This window comes from Moraxella sp. ZY200743 (genome assembly GCF_050885545.1).
In the GTDB taxonomy this organism is placed as follows: Bacteria; Pseudomonadota; Gammaproteobacteria; order Pseudomonadales; family Moraxellaceae; genus Moraxella; species Moraxella haemolytica.
In genome coordinates this window covers 1,635,135-1,651,916 of record NZ_CP091313.1, presented here as the reverse complement: position 1 = coordinate 1,651,916, position 16,782 = coordinate 1,635,135, and the positions used below count along the sequence as shown (strand labels likewise).

The 16,782-nt window shown below is 43.1% G+C and carries 14 protein-coding genes; 4 read left to right on the top strand and 10 right to left on the bottom strand.

Annotated elements, in window-relative coordinates; genetic code table 11:
* Nucleotides 1-72: 72 nt before the first annotated feature.
* From L3D27_RS08135 to L3D27_RS08115, 5 genes are all read right to left on the bottom strand, one after another.
* Complete coding sequence (locus L3D27_RS08135; RefSeq protein WP_284673192.1) at nt 73-2,040, bottom strand: TRAP transporter permease; 1,968 nt, start codon at nt 2,038-2,040, stop codon at nt 73-75.
* Nucleotides 2,041-2,171: 131 nt separating this feature from the next.
* Nucleotides 2,172-2,621, bottom strand: coding sequence for a DUF1850 domain-containing protein (locus L3D27_RS08130; RefSeq protein WP_432480872.1), 450 nt, complete (start codon nt 2,619-2,621; stop codon nt 2,172-2,174).
* Nucleotides 2,622-2,683: 62 nt separating this feature from the next.
* Nucleotides 2,684-3,691, bottom strand: a complete 1,008-nt coding sequence (locus L3D27_RS08125; protein ID WP_432480871.1) for a TAXI family TRAP transporter solute-binding subunit — start codon at nt 3,689-3,691, stop codon at nt 2,684-2,686.
* Nucleotides 3,692-3,814: 123 nt separating this feature from the next.
* The gene (locus tag L3D27_RS08120) at nt 3,815-4,165 is read right to left on the bottom strand and encodes a cell division protein ZapA (protein WP_284673190.1); all 351 of its coding nucleotides are present in this window, start codon (nt 4,163-4,165) and stop codon (nt 3,815-3,817) included.
* Between the two features lie 39 nt (nt 4,166-4,204).
* The gene (locus L3D27_RS08115; RefSeq protein ID WP_284673189.1) at nt 4,205-4,558 is read right to left on the bottom strand and encodes a hypothetical protein; all 354 of its coding nucleotides are present in this window, start codon (nt 4,556-4,558) and stop codon (nt 4,205-4,207) included.
* 222 nt (nt 4,559-4,780) lie between these two features.
* Between L3D27_RS08115 and L3D27_RS08110 the strand changes: the two genes are divergently transcribed.
* Entirely contained in the window at nt 4,781-5,425 is a 645-nt protein-coding gene (locus tag L3D27_RS08110; RefSeq protein ID WP_432480870.1) for a UPF0149 family protein, read from the top strand.
* Between the two features lie 169 nt (nt 5,426-5,594).
* Complete coding sequence (ribF, locus tag L3D27_RS08105) at nt 5,595-6,569, top strand: bifunctional riboflavin kinase/FMN adenylyltransferase (RefSeq protein WP_432480869.1); 975 nt, start codon at nt 5,595-5,597, stop codon at nt 6,567-6,569.
* Nucleotides 6,570-6,670: 101 nt separating this feature from the next.
* Here ribF and L3D27_RS08100 read toward each other — a convergent pair whose 3' ends face one another.
* Nucleotides 6,671-6,919 (bottom strand): DUF2789 domain-containing protein, encoded by a 249-nt coding sequence (locus tag L3D27_RS08100; RefSeq protein WP_284673186.1) that lies wholly within the window; start codon nt 6,917-6,919, stop codon nt 6,671-6,673.
* Between the two features lie 183 nt (nt 6,920-7,102).
* A complete protein-coding gene (gene miaB / locus L3D27_RS08095; protein WP_432480867.1) occupies nt 7,103-8,551 on the bottom strand; it encodes a tRNA (N6-isopentenyl adenosine(37)-C2)-methylthiotransferase MiaB in 1,449 nt (482 codons plus the stop codon).
* A gap of 378 nt (nt 8,552-8,929) precedes the next feature.
* On the opposite strand from miaB, the gene L3D27_RS08090 reads away from it, so the two are divergent.
* A complete protein-coding gene (locus tag L3D27_RS08090) occupies nt 8,930-10,948 on the top strand; it encodes a lytic transglycosylase domain-containing protein (protein WP_432480866.1) in 2,019 nt (672 codons plus the stop codon).
* Between the two features lie 188 nt (nt 10,949-11,136).
* Entirely contained in the window at nt 11,137-12,126 is a 990-nt protein-coding gene (locus L3D27_RS08085) for a malate dehydrogenase (RefSeq protein WP_284673183.1), read from the top strand.
* Between the two features lie 226 nt (nt 12,127-12,352).
* On the opposite strand, the gene L3D27_RS08080 is transcribed toward L3D27_RS08085, so the two are convergent.
* The 3 genes from L3D27_RS08080 to L3D27_RS08070 form a co-directional block, all read right to left on the bottom strand.
* Nucleotides 12,353-13,108, bottom strand: coding sequence for an SDR family NAD(P)-dependent oxidoreductase (locus L3D27_RS08080; protein WP_432480865.1), 756 nt, complete (start codon nt 13,106-13,108; stop codon nt 12,353-12,355).
* Nucleotides 13,109-13,195: 87 nt separating this feature from the next.
* Nucleotides 13,196-14,539 (bottom strand): serine hydrolase domain-containing protein, encoded by a 1,344-nt coding sequence (locus tag L3D27_RS08075; RefSeq protein WP_432480864.1) that lies wholly within the window; start codon nt 14,537-14,539, stop codon nt 13,196-13,198.
* 303 nt (nt 14,540-14,842) lie between these two features.
* Nucleotides 14,843-16,501 carry an NAD+ synthase gene (locus L3D27_RS08070; protein WP_432481899.1) on the bottom strand — a complete coding sequence of 553 codons (1,659 nt, stop codon included), beginning with the start codon at nt 16,499-16,501 and terminating at the stop codon, nt 14,843-14,845.
* Between the last annotated feature and the right edge of the window lie 281 nt (nt 16,502-16,782).

Here is a 16,782-nt window from a genome sequence, read left to right as displayed (position 1 = left end):
AAAAGAGCATAAAATAGCCAAGTTAGACAACTTGGCTATTTTGTTAGATGAAATAACTGCTTGTTGAGAGTCTTATTTGGCGGATTTTATGTTTAGCACAATCATACTTGCCACAATAGCAATGCCGATAATGTCTGTGATTGTTTCAGGAATAATCAAACAAAACGCACCTACCGCCAAGATGATGCGTTGCCAAATTGGCATGGGGGCTTTGAAATAGCCTTCAACTGCCGATGACAAAGCAAGTACGCCAATGATAGAAGTGATGGCAACACTGATGATGACATGCCAAGCAGGCATGGCGAACTCTTTGGCGGTAACAGCGATATCGGTGGTGTCTATCATCATCATGTTCGGATTGTACACAAACATGAATGGCACGATAAAGCCTGCTAATGCCAGTTTTAAAGACTGCCAGCCTGTTTTCATGGGGTCGCCACCAGAGATACCTGCGCCAGCAAAGGCGGCCAGTGCGACAGGTGGCGTGATATTGGCAAAGATCCCAAAATAAAAAACAAACATATGTGCCACCAGTACAGGAACATCAAAGTTAGCAAGAGCAGGTGCTGCCATTGTGGCGGTGATGATATAGGCAGGAATTGAGGGTAGTCCCATGCCAAGCACCATAGAGGCAATCATGGTGAGCAATAAAGTCAAAAATAATGACCCTGCACCTAAGGTAACGATTGATGAAGTCATTACCGTGCCAAAACTGGTTAAATTTACCACACCGATGACGATGCCTACGACCACGCACGCTGCCATGACAGACAGTGATTGTTTGGCACCATCTATCAATGCCGCAACGATGTCTGATAGCCCCATGCGAGTTTCAGGACGCAGCCAGCTTACGATGACCGTAACACCAATTGTGTAGGCCGCTGCATAGCCAACAGGCATATTTTTTGCTAATAAATAAACCAAAAAAACAATGGGAAGTAGCATATGACCACGAGCTTTTAGCACGGCTTTGACTTGTGGCAGATTGTCTTTAGAGATGCCAGTTAGGTTGTTTTTACCGGCACGAAAATGCACCTGTGCAATCACGCCCAAATAGTATAGCAAGGCTGGCAGTGTGGCAGCCAAGGCAATCGTACTGTACTTCACCCCTGTGGTTTCTGCCATGATGAAGGCGGCTGCTCCCATGATGGGCGGTAAAATTTGTCCGCCAACTGAAGCACTGGCTTCAACTGCACCTGCAAAGTTTTTATCATAGCCAACTTTTTTCATAAGGGGGATGGTGAACGCACCTGTGCCGACAACATTTGCTACCGCAGCACCATTAATCGAGCCCATAAAACCACTTGAGATGACGGCAACTTTTGCAGGACCACCTTGTTTATGACCTGCCAATGCAAGTGCCAAGTCATTAAATAACTGACCCATGCCAGAGCGAGCCAAAAACGCACCGAATAAAATGAACAGAAAAATAAAGGTTACTGAAGCACCGATGGCAGTTGAATACAGACCTTCGGTTTTTAGGTATAACTGCCCAAAAATATCTCCCATATCATATGCTCGGGTCAGCAGGCGGTCAGGCATAAAATCCATATGACTGATGAATGGGTATGCTAAAAATATCAGTGCAAAAATTGGTAATATCCAACCTGTAATACGCCTTGCACCCTCTAGCACTACCAGTACAGCAATGATTGAGAACATGACATCAAGCTGATTGGGTATGCCGCCACGCACACTGACAATGTCTTGGTATTGCCAAATCAAATAGCCTGCGGTTGATAAGGAAGCGATGAGCCAAATCCAGTCAAACGGAGCAACTTTATTGCGTGCAGATTTTTTAGTGGCAGGATAAATCAAAAAAATCAAGCCAATCCCAACTGCCACATGAACTGAGCGTTGTATCAGCTCAGGCAAAGGATTGAATGTGATATATAGATGGAAAATAGAATAAGCAATGGCAAGGGCGGCGATGATATAGCTGGTCGCTTTTCCCATGTTATTTCTGGTAACAGATTCACGGTCGTACTTTTCTAAAATCTCTTGTGCATCTGATGGGGGTGTGGATGAGTGTGAGTTCATGACAATGTCCAACAAAGATTAAAACATACAATTTAGGGCATCTACAATAGAGCGTATCATCAACTGAGCTGATGACGATTGGGTTGGTAATTGGTCTTGTGTAACAATGAATTTAGCTTGATGAAACTGTTTTAAGGACTGGTAATTAGCGATTGGCATGTTGGTATGGATTGATTTTGCCAAAAGGTTAATTTTTGTGGCAAAATCCGCACTTCGCTTGGCTGTTCAATCAGCTGATACACCGCCCAAGTTTGTGCGTCATCAATGCCATCACCCAAGATAATCTCGCCTTGCATATTGGCTGAGACTAGCCAGTTGAGTTCTTTTAAGGTTAGATGAACAGCTTGACCAACATAGCCATCTGGGGCATCAACAGTACTTCCTAGACTGGGTGTGCCTGCCCCAAAGGTCTGTAGGTAGGTCTTGTTTAGGGCGATGTTTGGATAATGCAGTTGATACACTTCCTGCCAGTACTGCCTTTCAACAGAATGTCGCCATTTTAGACTAAAAACATCAGGTAACCGACAAGAGATGTCTTTAATATGTAGCATGGCGACTGTGTTGATTGGCGCGGTTGTCATCAATACAAACAGAACAACCATCATAATCATTATGACGGTTGTTTTGTTGGTGTGATTGAGCATTATTTTTTGTCAGCCCGCTCATCATAGTAGCGTTTTGCACCTGGGTGTAGTGGTGCAACTAAGCCTTTTTGAGCGTTTTCTACGCTGATGTCATTGGCGGCTTGGTGAGCGCTTTTTAGCGTTTCAATGTTATCAAACAGTGCTTTTGTCAGCTTATAAACATCATCATCACTCATGTCTGAACGAACCACTAAAGCATTTAAGATGGCAGCAGTTGGTATGGCAGTCTCGTTGCCATAGGTGTTAGCAGGGATATCCATTGGGATAAAGAAGGTTTTATCTTTGGCGATCTCTTGAAGTTTGTCAGCAGGTACACCGACAATTTGTAGATCAAAACCTTGCTGTAGTTCCATCAGTGATGAGTTTGGTAGACCGCTGGTTAGGAATGCTGCGTCTAGTTTGCCAGATTTTAGGCCATCGGCAGCTTCTGCATAGCCTAAATAGTCAACTTCGATGTCATCATAAGTGATGCCAAATCCTTTAAGTAGGGCACGAGTAGCTACTTCAACACCAGATCCTTGAGCACCAACGGCGATTCGCTTGCCTTTTAAATCCTCAATAGACTTAATGCCAGAAGCACCAGAAGCGACAATTTGTACATAATTTGGGTATAGGCTTGCGATTTGAGAAATGCCTTCAACATTGGTAACAAATTTGTTTTGACCATTGACTGCATCGCTTAAAGCATCACTCATGACGAATGCCATCTCAAGTTTCTTTTGAGACAACAGATTGATGTTCTCAACCGATGCTCCTGTGGTTTGAGTTTTGGCATTGACACCAAAAGTCTTGGCATAATACTCGGTCAATGCTGTACCAATGATGTTATAAGGACCTGATGCACCGCCTGTACCTACAGTTACAAATTTAGTTTCCAATTTATCGCTTTGTACAGCTGCTGTTTGGTCTGCTTGTGGTTCGGCTTTGTCATTACTGCAACCACCAATTAGCATGGCAGATAGTCCTAAAGAGACCGCTAGCGTTAAAGATTTGAGAGTTACTTTCATGTGCTTTCCTTGAGTTTTGGTTGTGATTGGTGGCACGCTTTGCCACCAAGATTTGTTGGATATAACCAACCGAAAGTATAACTAATTGATAAAATCTTTTCAATGGATTGAGAGAGTAATCCATCATCTAAGTATGGAGTAAGCTTCTTTGTTGATTTTGTTAATCAAAGAGATGGCTTGGTTTTCTTGCTCTTTGTAGGCAGCGACTTCATCGGTTAGGGCTTGGATTTGGTCGTACAATTCTAGGCAGGCAAGTACCAAAAGTTCTTCGTTATTTGGGTTTTTTCCTGTGATTTCTCGGCGAATGTTACGGATTTTTTCGTTGAGTTGTTCGGCGTTTTTTTCTAGAGATTTGATGGCATCAGTTGGGCAGATGATGCGATGCGGTGTACCTGCAATACTGATATGCACAGGCTTGTACTGGGTCGGTTCTTTTATGATAAGCTCAGCGTGATTTGGAGTGGTGGTTGTCATTATTGTTCCTTTATAAAATCTAAAATTGACAAAATGGGACTAGCTGTCGATTTTGGTTAACCATTCTTGAATGATTTCGGCACGAGAGATGGCAAGGGCATTTTTGTCTTTTAATTCTTGATTATAGGCATTTAAAGATTGGTTTTGTTCAATCAGTATCTCAATCTGTGCTTGCAGAGCATTGCGAGATTGTTCTAGGGTATTGGCACGATCGATTTGTTGTTCAAGTTCTTGGTTGGTTTTATCTAAGCGTAATTGTAAATCGCTGATGAGAGCAGGTTTGGTGTCATTGGCAATTTTATGCTTTAGGTTGGCAAGTTCGGTGGCAGTAACCGTGTGTTGCTTTTTCATCTCTACGATGGTTTGCTCAAGGGCTTGTAATTGGGCTAGCATAAATTTTCCTTATGGTGAGAGTATGGCAAGCGCGATGTCTTGCTTTTTTATAAACTATATTATCGCCATCAGTTTGGGTGCTGTCAAACTATTTTGTATGAAAAAATGTTATAATGGCAACTTTAACCAATATCGCCCAACAATATCGCATGGACGATAAAGTGGGCGGTGTATTATTGGACGAATTTTTGTCAATAAACCACAATAAATAGCGAGTAACAGATGAGTGATTTTTTATCAGGTTTTGATGATTGGATGGAAGCGTTTGCCGATTGGACAGATGTCTCTATTAGTGAGTTGCATGGGATTATGACAGGTGTGATGACCGTGTGTCATGCTACCGATGAAGAAGGTTGGGCAAGATTGCTTGAAGAGCTAAGTTTTGCTCCGCCTAACGAAAAAGCACTGGCACTACTAACTGAGTATGCTGAAGATGTCAGCTTTGCCCTAAAAGATAAAGACGATGCTTATGGCTACGAACCGCTCGTGCCTGATGATGAGCATGATTTGGCCAAAAGAGTGTTAGCACTTAAAGACTGGGCAGGTGGTTATATCACAGGTATTGGTGTGGCGGGAGTGAGTCTATCGGCAGAAGAAAGAGAGATTATCAAAGATTTATCTCAAATCGCCGCTATCCGCTTAGATGATGAAGAGAGCTTTGAGGGTGGTGAGGAGATGTGGCTACATTTATTTGAGTTTGCTCGTATGGTGCCTGTCAGTCTTGCGGTAAGAAAGCGTGTTGATGTGATGAGTCTGCCCATCATTAAAGGGTTGGATATTCACGCTAAAACTGCCAAAGAGATTGCTGCTGATAAAGCAGATAAAAAAGAGCTACTCTTTGTTGACGCCATGTCGCAAAAACAATAGGGCGATTTAGACAGTCATAAGCCGACCAGATATAGCCAGATGGTTATCATAAGTTATGTTGAACAAATTATGCTAAAATAGCCAGTTTGCCACAATATTACCATCTGCTTTCGCTATTTTTTGGCCGCTGCTTGGCTGATATCAATAATAAAATTTTACCCAAATCATCATGCAAATCATCTCATTAGACTTATCTTCTCCTGCTGTACTACCACCCATCGCCTTAACGATTGGTAATTATGATGGCGTGCACCTTGGGCATCGGTCTATGATAAGGCTTTTGTTACAGACGGCTTGCCAAAATAATCTGGCATCGGCCATCATGGTTTTTGAGCCACAACCAAGAGAGTTTTTTTGTGCCGATAATCCGCCGCCACGCTTATCAAGTTTGGCAGAAAAAGCACTGATGATGTCGCAACTTGGTGTTGATTATTTAATCGTGGCAAGATTTGATGACAAGTTTCGCTCGCTATCTGCTAGGTGTTTTGCCAATCTTTTGACAGCATTAAATGCACAGTGTTTGGTGCTTGGCGATGATTTTCGTTTTGGGCATGATAGAGCAGGTGATGCAGATTTTTTAAGGGGTTTGGGATTTGGTGTGGATAGCCTACCTACTGTGATGACAGGTGATAAGCGTATCAGCTCTACGGCAGTACGAATGGCACTTGCCAAGCAAGACTTGCCTTTTGCTAAAGAGCTACTTGGGCGAGATTATGCCATTACAGGGCGGGTTGTACATGGCGATAAAATAGGGCGCACGCTAAATTTTGCGACCGCCAATATTGCCCTAAATCGTCCTAAGCCTGCATTGCTGGGTGTCTATGGGGCGGATGTATTTGTCATGAAAGGTGGCAAGAAGGCAGATTGGGGTGAGTTTGGTTTATCAGGTGGTGTGGCAGGCGTGCATGAGGGTAGCTTATTTGGCGCGGTGAATGTTGGTATGCGACCAACCATCAATGGCAAAGAATACCGTCTTGAGGTGCATTTGCCCAAGTTTGCTGGGGATTTGTATGGTCTGACCTTGCAAGTGGTCTTTTTGACTTATCTACATGGCGAAAAAAAATACGGCAGTCTAGAGCTATTAAAAGCGGGCATTGCTGATGATGTATCAGCACTTTTGGCGTGGCGTGATGCGGTGGCTTGAGGTTTTTTAATTGCTATTTTAGATGTCTTCATCAAAAATAAAAAACGCCTAATTATTAGATAATCAGGCGTTTTTTAAGATGATGTATGTAAGATAAAACCTTACTTTGACATGGCATCTTGATGTAGGCGAGTGTTTAACTCATCGATGGTCAGCGACCAGACAGCATCTAGCTTATATTCTTCTTTTAAAAAATTGCGTTGGCGTTCGGTCCAAAAAGGTGCTTCAATTAACTGCACTTCTTGGGGTAGTTGATTGGTGCAGACAAATGCTTCAATGGCTTCATCTGAGCTATCAAGACCTAACTGCTTAAACAGTTCGTTGATGGTATAGTCAATATCACCTAGCATGACTTTCTCCTTAATCTGAGGTTATTTGGTTGTCCATTTAGCCTTAAATGGGTTAGCTCGACATAAGCACGACTTCGCCTATACTGATTGTTTGATTATAGCACGATTGTTTGATTGCATTGCATATAAATATTGCTTAAGTGTAGGCATTTCATTGCGGTTTGTTCGGTATCAATGCGTTAATTAGCCTAAAACTTCTACCAAATCGCCCTCAACCAAGTGCATACTGATGGCGTGCGTGATGTGAATATTGACAAATTTGCCGAGCAGTTCATCACCGGCTTTAAAGATGACTGAGCGAGTATTATCTGCTGTGCCATGCAAGTAGCCATCACGGCGGTTAGCACGCTCTTCGACCAGTACACGCACCGCCTTCCCAACCATTGCTGCCGTCTTGGCAAAAGTAGAATGTTTAATGACTTCTTGAAATTCAGCCAAGCGTGCTTTTTTGGTGTCAAGGCTGACATCATCAGGCAAATCCGATGCAGGTGTACCTGGACGCTTTGAATAAATAAAACTATAAGAATGGTCAAAATCTAGCTCTTTGGCAAGCTGCAAGGTATCATTAAAATCCTCATCTGTCTCACCTGGAAAACCGATGATAAAATCGCTAGACAAATGCAAATCGGGGCGAATCTGTCTTAGTTTTGCGATTTGATTGACATAAACATTGATGGTGTGATTGCGTTTCATTGCTTTTAAGATATTATTTGAACCGCTTTGCACAGGCAAGTGCAGATGAGAGACTAGCTTTGGCAGTACTTTGTAAGCATCGATGATGTCATCGGTAAATTCAAGTGGGTGGCTTGTGGTGTAGCGAATGCGTTCGATACCGTCAATGTGCGACACATAGTGAAGTAGCTCGCTAAAACGGCAAATCGTGCCATCGTCCTTTTCGCCACGGTAGCCATTGACATTTTGTCCAAGCAGATTGATTTCACGCACACCTTGCTCGGCAAGGCTATCAATTTCGGCTAAGACATCGTCAAGCGGACGAGACAGCTCTTCGCCACGAGTATAAGGCACAACGCAAAATGAGCAGTATTTTGAACAGCCTTCCATGATGGAGACGAATGCCTTATAGCCATCAACTTTTGGCTCGGGCAAAAAGTCAAATTTTTCAATGCTTGGGAATGATACATCAACCACGCCAATGCGGTTTTTTGGGGTTTCTATGGACTGCTTGGTGGACTGTTCGTATAATTCTGGCAGGCGATGCAAGGTCTGCGGTCCAAAGACCATGTCCACATATGGGGCGCGTTTTTGGATATTATCGCCTTCTTGGCTTGCTACACAGCCACCCACGCCGATGACAAGATTGGGATTTTTTTCTTTTAATTTACGCCATCTGCCCAGCTCGGAGAATACTTTTTCTTGTGCCTTTTCACGAATTGAGCAGGTATTCATGATTAGCACATCGGCTTCGTTGATGTCTTTTGTGATTATCATGCCGTGTGATTGCCCTAACACATCGCCCATCTTCTCGGAGTCGTATTCATTCATCTGACAGCCTTGGGTTGCGATGAACACTTTTTTGGCGGTGCTTGGGGGGTGTGCGGTACTCATTGCCACAGGTGTGGTTTTTTGGGTGGTTGAGTGTGGTGCTTTTGGATTGAAGGTAGCAACGGTCATGGTTTTCTCCAAGGGTTTGCTGGCAATGCGTCAGTGTTAAATTCATTATTATATCATGCTTTGGGTGGTAGCAGGGATTTTTTGTGAATGATGGTGCGAAATTGTGGCGATTTGATGCTTGGGTTGGTAAAATGGTCAAGTTGTCAAAGTGATGGCTAAAATTGGTTAAGATTTCATCATATTTTGGTTAAACTGAGTGAATTTTACAACTTTTATACATGGTTGTTAGGTGAGTTTGTTAGGCTATGCCAATTGCATCTGCTTGGATTTTTATTCATTGGGTTGCTGGATTTAGGTATAATTAATGCCCAGTTTCTAAGATGTGTTTAATATTTAAAATTGTAATTTTTAAGGTCTTTAATAAAAAGGGTGCTTGCAATGACATTAACAAAAAAACATGAATCAATCGCCTTTATATCCGTGCTTTGCGGTCTGATGATGCAGGTGGCGTGTGCCCAAGATGATGTCAACGATGGCAGTATTTATCAGTTCATTGAGGCTGAACGCCAAAAATCAAACCCTGCCGCCTTATATCAATATGAGCAGAGTATGCAAGGTACGCTGTTTGCCGCTTATCCTGAATATTGGCGTTTGAATTACAATCTATCATCACAAGAACCGCAGACGGTGAATAACTTTGCCAATAAGTATCAAGGTCATGTCATGGCGGAAAAATTGGCAGCTGACTACGCTGAGACGAAAGCTCGTAAAGGCGATTATTCGGCTGTGCGTGAGGTGGCAGGATCTATTGAAAACGCTGATGCTTCTGAGGCGTGTGCGATTGCACTTGGTTATAATCAAGGCAGTGAGTCATATCGGGCGTTGGAGCAAAAACCCAATATCTGGCTCAATACTTATAACACCAGACATTCTTTGTGTGAAAAATTAGCCAATGAAATGGCACAAAACTCTCGTATCAATCGCACCGACCACCATGAGCGACTCATTCGCATGATGCGTATCGACCGCCGTCAGTTATCTAGTCGTCAAGCACCGCTAGATAAAGCCAGTGAGATTTTAAGCCTGTCTTTTCGTTTGGGATTGCCCATTTCTTTTGAGATTTTGCGAGGCATTGCTGATAACCCAAATGGCTTTTTTGGACAATTTAGCACGCAAGAATACAGCGAGGTGAACCAGTATCTTTATGTTTATGCCATCAGTCAGCTTGCCCATCGTTCGTATAATGAAGCCATCTTGCAGTTAAATTATGACATCAGCCAAGATAATGCCAGAGCCAATAAACTGCTTTCTGACATGGCAAGGCGTTATGCTTATCGTAGCATTGCGGTCAAACGCATGAACATGAATACTGATGATGGCTTTAGTGTGGATGCGGTACATTGGTTTAGAGCCAGTATGGGAGAGCCTTTTAATCTAGAAGAAGCAGAAGACTATGCACAAGCGGCGATTTATTTTGGTCAGTGGCAAGATGTTATTTTGGCGATTGGTCAGATGAATGCTGTGCATCAGGGCGAACGAGTATGGCAATACTGGTTGGCTCGTGGATACGAACAAACAGGTAAGCAAGCAGAAGCACAACGCATCTATCAAGCCTTATCTACAGGTGTTGATTATTATGGATTGCTTGCTAAAGACAGGCTTGGGCAAAGACTAAGTTTATCGGAGATAGGTGGCAATACTTTGCCGAACATCAGTCGCCAAGATGCTTGGCGTGTGATGAATAATCCGCATTTTGCTCGTGCCTTTATCATGATGGATAATAATGTCAATCCAGAACACATTGGTCGTGAGTGGAATTGGGCGGTCAAAAAAGCCAGAGATGCCAATGACAATACGCTAACCCTTGCTGCTGCTAAGCGTGCACACGATATGGGAGAGTATCACCGCAGTATTTATGCCATTGACAATATGCCAAACCTAAGAGCTGCAGCACTATCACACCCTGTGCCTTACCAAAATAGTGTGATGGCATATAGTCGTAATGTTGGTATTTTTCCTGAGTGGGCGTATGGCATCATGCGTCAAGAGAGTCGTTTTCAGCCAAGTGCACGCTCAGGCGTGGGGGCAGGGGGATTGATGCAAATCATGCCAGATACCGCCAAGATGATTGCTCGTAAGATTGGTGCTAGTGGTGATGCCAAAGACCCAGATACCAATATTCGTTACGGTACTTGGTATCTGTCGGATAAGATGCGTGATTTTAATGGGCAAATCGCCCCTGCTACCGCCGCCTATAATGCAGGCACAACACCTGCCAGAAAGTGGCTACCGGCACATGGTACGATCGCTGCTGACCAATATGTTGAAGCAATTCCATACGCTGAGACTCGTGATTATGTCAAGCATGTGATGGAGAACGCCACGATTTATGGAGTGTTATTGGGTAATAATATGCCCATCTCTGAACGCATGGGGGTGGTGTCGCCACGCTATTGATATCGGTAGTTGATGACGGCATACTAATTTTGATAAAAATAGCCAAAATTTATTTAAAAAATAAAGCGGTTTTGGCTTTGCGATTTGCCATCAAAAGTGCTACACTAAGACAATTTTGTGATTTTTGAAATGGTTTTGAAGTTACAAAATTACCCAAAATTCACTTTTTCTATAAAAAGGATAATGTCATGAGCAAACAACCTGTCCGTGTTGCGGTAACTGGTGCCGCAGGTCAAATTGGTTACAGCCTACTATTTCGTATCGCATCAGGTGAGATGCTTGGTAAAGACCAGCCTGTGATTTTACAACTTCTAGAAATTCCTAATGAAAAAGCTCAGCAAGCCCTACAGGGCGTCATTATGGAGCTTGATGACTGTGCATTCCCACTACTGGCTGATGTGATTGGTACAGATGACCCAAATGTGGCGTTCAAAGATGCTGATTATGCACTATTGGTTGGTGCAAGACCCCGTGGTCCAGGCATGGAGCGTGCTGACCTACTTCAAGAAAACGCTAAGATTTTTACTGTGCAAGGTAAAGCTCTAAATGATGTGGCTAGCCGTGATGTGAAAGTATTGGTTGTGGGTAACCCTGCTAACACCAACGCTTATATCGCCATGAAGTCAGCACCAGATCTACCTGCTAAGAACTTCACTGCCATGCTACGCTTAGATCACAACCGTGCTTTAACTCAAGTAGCGAAGAAGGTTGGCAAACAAGTCAAAGACATTAAAAAACTTACCGTTTGGGGTAACCACAGCCCAACCATGTATGCTGACTACCGCTATGCAACCATTGACGGTGAATCTGTAAAAGACATGATTAACGATCAAGAATGGAATGCTAATACTTTCTTGCCTACTGTTGGTAAGCGTGGTGCAGCAATTATTGAAGCTCGTGGTCTGTCATCAGCCGCTTCTGCTGCTAATGCTGCCATTGACCATATGCGTGATTGGGCACTTGGCACAAATGGTGAGTGGGTAACAATGGGTATCCCATCTGATGGTTCTTATGGTATCCCAGAAGGTGTCATGTTCGGTTTCCCTGTAACTACCGAGAATGGCGAATACACCATCGTTCAAGGTTTGGAAATTGATGAATTTAGCCAAGAGCGTATCAACATCACGCTAAATGAGCTAGAAGAAGAGCGTGCAGCCATTGATCATCTATTCGGTTAATTTTGCTCTGCAAACAAAAAACGCCCCTATAAATGGGGTGTTTTTTGTATTATTAAATTCACGCATTCTCTTTCGCCCACTTTGCCCTATAAATGGGGTGTTTTTTTGTATTATTAAATGCGACTTTTCATACAATTTTTACAGAGTATGCTGATTTTATAAAAACTTGGCACTTGCTGTATTGGACATAAAAAACCGCCCAAGGATTTTTTGGGCGGTTTTGGGGTTAGTTACCGGCGGTAAAACCACCATCAAGATTTAAATCAAAACCAGTAACAAAGGACGACTCGTCAGAAGCAAGATAAATGATTGCGTTGGCGACATCATCCAAGCTACCCAAACGCCCTAAAGGTACAAAACTCTCAAGCGATTTGATTTGCTCATCGCTATATACTGATTCTAGCATGGGTGTGCGAACATAAGAAGGGTTGACGATGTTTACACGGATATTATCCCCTTTTTTGGCAAAATCCATCGCTGCTGATTTACACAGCAGTCGTACAGCTCCTTTGGAGGTGCTATAAGGTGCAGCGCGGCTTAGTCCCAAAATACCTGACATAGAGGCGATGGTAACAATAGAGCCACCGCCATTTTGACGCATGGCAGGAGCAACTGCTTTGATGCCTAAAAATGGACCTTCGACATTTAAGGCAAAAGATTTTTTTAAATCTTCTAAACTACTGTCTTCAATTGGCTTAGAGATGACAATACCGGCACTATTGACCAGTACATCGAGCTTGCCAAAAGTGGTAATGGTCTGTTCCACCAGTGATGCCCATGAAGTTTCACTGGTTACATCAAGTGGTATGAACACTGCCTTGCCACCATTTGCAAGAATCTCTTGTTCGGTTTGAAGTCCTGCTTCTTTGTTAATATCAGCGATGACGACAGATGCTCCTTGTTCGGCAAAAGCTTTGGCGGTATAAGCACCCAAGCCTGAGCCTGCACCTGTGATGATGGCAATTTTGTCTTGTAAACGCATGACTATCTCCTTGATTTTATGAAAAGGTGGTAAGATTGCCACCTTGGTATGATGCCGACTATTTTGGCATTGCTTTTGGTTTGGTTATTAAGATTTTTTCATCAAATAATCAGCAATCGCTTGATAAGTAGGTAGCGACCAAGGGTCGTTATGAGCATTGCTTGCCACAGGGTTGGATGAAAAACGAACAATGACCATTTCGGCTTTTGGGTCAATGTAGATGGCTTGACCATGAATACCACGAGCCATATACGCACCATTGTCATTGTGTGTTACCCACCACATATTACGATAGCTCCAGCCTTTTAGGTTGGGGTAGCCACCTGTGGCAAATTTGGCACGATCGCCACCACGCATGGTGTCAGCCACAACTTCTTTTGCAATGATTTGTTTGCCGTTAAATTGTCCGCCATTTCGCATCATTTCGCCAAACTTTGCCATATCACGCAGATTCATACTCATGCCACCGCCTGCAAAAGGAATGCCAGCACCGTCAATCTGCATATAGCCATCGACATTCGCCCCCATTGGCTTAAAGAATCGTTCCGAGAATAGCACATCCACACTCTTGCCTGTGGCACGAGCGATGATCCAAGCCATGACATCAGTATTTACGGTTTTGTATTCAAATCCTGTGTCGTGCGGGTGTGTCTCTTTTTCCACTGTTGTTAAGAATTCATAGGTATTTTTTGGACCATCATAGTCTTTTTCTTGCAGACCAGGTGTGGTTGCTTTACCAAAAGCGACAATCTCTGCATCAGGGTCGGCATAGTCTTCACTATAATCTAGTGATGCGGTCATATCAAGCACTTGACGCACGGTAGCATCTCCCCATGCTGAGCTTGCAAGTTCTGGCACATAGTGGGTGACAGGCTTGGTGTCATCAATCACGCCTTCATGAATCAGCTGAGCGGCAAGCGTGCCTGTAAAACTTTTGGTAACTGACATGAGCAGGTGTGTGCCATCAATGGGGTCGTAGGCATTGTTAAAGGTCTTGTCATAGACGATACGACCTTTGTGTAATACTATCATTGAATCGCCATAGACTTTGCGAGCAAAAGCATCTTCTACGGTCAAAGGCTGGCGTTGGTCTTTGGGTAAAAACTGTGGGGTGAACATGATTTTGCCAATGTTGTCATCAATCGCAGTCGGAAATTGATATTGCCCTTCACGAGCAGCAGAGACAACCTTAGTGGGGGTGATACTGCGAACATTGCTAAATGCCCAACGGATTTGAGGAAATTGTTGTGCATTGGCAAGATTAACGGTTTTATCGGCAGGTGGTGGAAACCCTTGCATGATGCCAAGTGTGATGGGGTCAGATTGTGTGCCGTCTAATTGGGCTGATGTGTTTGAATTGGCCATAACTGAAGTCGCTGAAAATAAGATTGCGGTTACAATGGAAATTTTGGTTAATTTAAAGTGCTTCATGAATTTTATCCTAATTATTACGATGTGTATTTAAACTTAATCAATGTATTGACTACGAAGATTTAGTTGCATCAATAATGAAATTGTCAACATAGAATGTTTTTCATCTTTTAATAATATAGAATAAATATTGATGGATTACAAATATGAACCGTAGATTTTTGTTGGGAGTGAGTGAAAGGACTAACAGACTTGTTGCGCCCATTGCAACAATCATTCTGATGGTTTGGTTTATGCTGTTTGATGGCGTGATAATAAAAAGCACCGAATATCTCGATGCTTTTTATTGTATTGATAAGGAGATTAAAATTCCCCAGTGATTGACCAGCCGTTGACCAATGGGTAGCGACGCTCTCGACCGAATGATTTTTGACTGATTTTGGTGCCGATTGCCCCTTGACGGCGTTTGTGTTCGGCATTATCCACCATGTGTAGCACTCTTTCTACTAAATTGGGTTCAAAGCCTGTCGCACAGATTGCCTTATAACCCAAATCTTCATCGATATACATACGCAAAATGGCGTCCAGAACTTCATAATCAGGCAGGCTATCTTGGTCGGTCTGACCTGGGCGTAACTCGGCAGATGGGGCACGAGTGATGACACGCTCAGGAATGACAGGATTGTCTTCTAGGCGGTTGCGGTAGTTGGCTAGACGGTATACATCGGTCTTATAGACATCTTTTAGCATATCAAAACCACCAACCATATCGCCATATAGCGTTGAATATCCAACAGCATTTTCAGATTTGTTACCAGTACTGATGACCATATGCCCAAATTTATTGGATAATGCCATCAAAATAGTACCACGAGCACGAGCCTGCAGATTCTCTTCAGTGCTATCAGGAGCACTGTTGGCAAGCAGTGGTGCAAGTGTGGCTCTAAGCCCTTCTACTGCATCATGAATTGGGCAAACGGTGTACGAAACATTTAAGCGAGCAGCTTGGGTAGCAGCATCTTCAAGGCTCATATTGGAGGTAAATTCATAAGGCATCATCACGGCATAGACTTTATCCGCACCCAAAGCATCAACCGCCATACACAAGGTTAATGCACTGTCAATACCGCCTGATAAACCGACAATCACGCCTTTAAAACCAGAGCGATTGACATAATCACGCAGACCAACAACCAAAGCCTGATACATTTCAGATTCTTCGGATAAAACAAGTGGAGCTTTTAATTGTTCATCAAAACGCTTGGTTTTTGGGTCAAACTGTGCCATGATGAGCTGATTTAAAAATCTTGAGCCTTCGTGAGCAACACTACCATCTGCCTGAACCAATAGCGAACCGCCATCAAAGACGATGTCGTCTTGAGCACCGACAGTGTTGGCATAGATGATGGGTAGTTCGTGCGTTTTGGCGTGGCATGCCAAAAGCTCTTTGCGTTTTTCTTGTTTGCCTACTTCAAAAGGTGAAGCGTTAATAACCACGACCAAATCCACCCCTTCTTCTTTCAAGGTGGCGATGGGTTTGTCGTGCCAAATATCTTCGCAAATCAACAGTCCAATGGTCGCTCCTTTATAATCAAACAAGACCTGATTATAGCCTTTATTAAAGTAGCGATGCTCATCAAAAATGCCGTAATTGGGCAGGCATTGCTTATGATAAAAGCCTTTTTGGCTACCACCTTGCAAAATCGCCGCTGAGTTAAAAGTACCGTGCTGGTCGATGTGTGGATATCCTAAGATGATGACAATGCCGTCAATTTTGGCCAGTTCGTTCATGGCGAATTTAACTCGTTCAGATAGCGTGGGACGCAGTAGCAAATCTTCTGGCGGATAGCCAATCAAAGACAGCTCAGGAAAGATGACGATATCTGCCCCTTTGCTTTTAGCATCAAGGGCTAAAGCACTCATCTTTTTGACATTACCGGCAATATCACCTACCCAAAAGTTGGTTTGCATGATGGCAAAGGTAATATTGCCTGGCGGTGTGCCGGCACTTTGGATAGACATTTCGTGGTCTAAGGTTTTTGTTTTTGACATTGTTATAATCCTAATTTAACAAATTTTCAGTCCAATACGCCATGGCGTAATTTGAGTATGAATTGCAATCAGATGATATGGGTAAATGACTCTCGCTGTGTCTGTCGCTACTAAAAAGTTTGACAGTGCCGACGCATCAGCCAAATACGATGCTAGATTCCTTGGCATACCTTAGTATAGCACAATAATTACGCTTTTGGCGTTTTTGGTCGGGTTTTATGGTATAGTAATATTTATTTAAAAATTTTAAT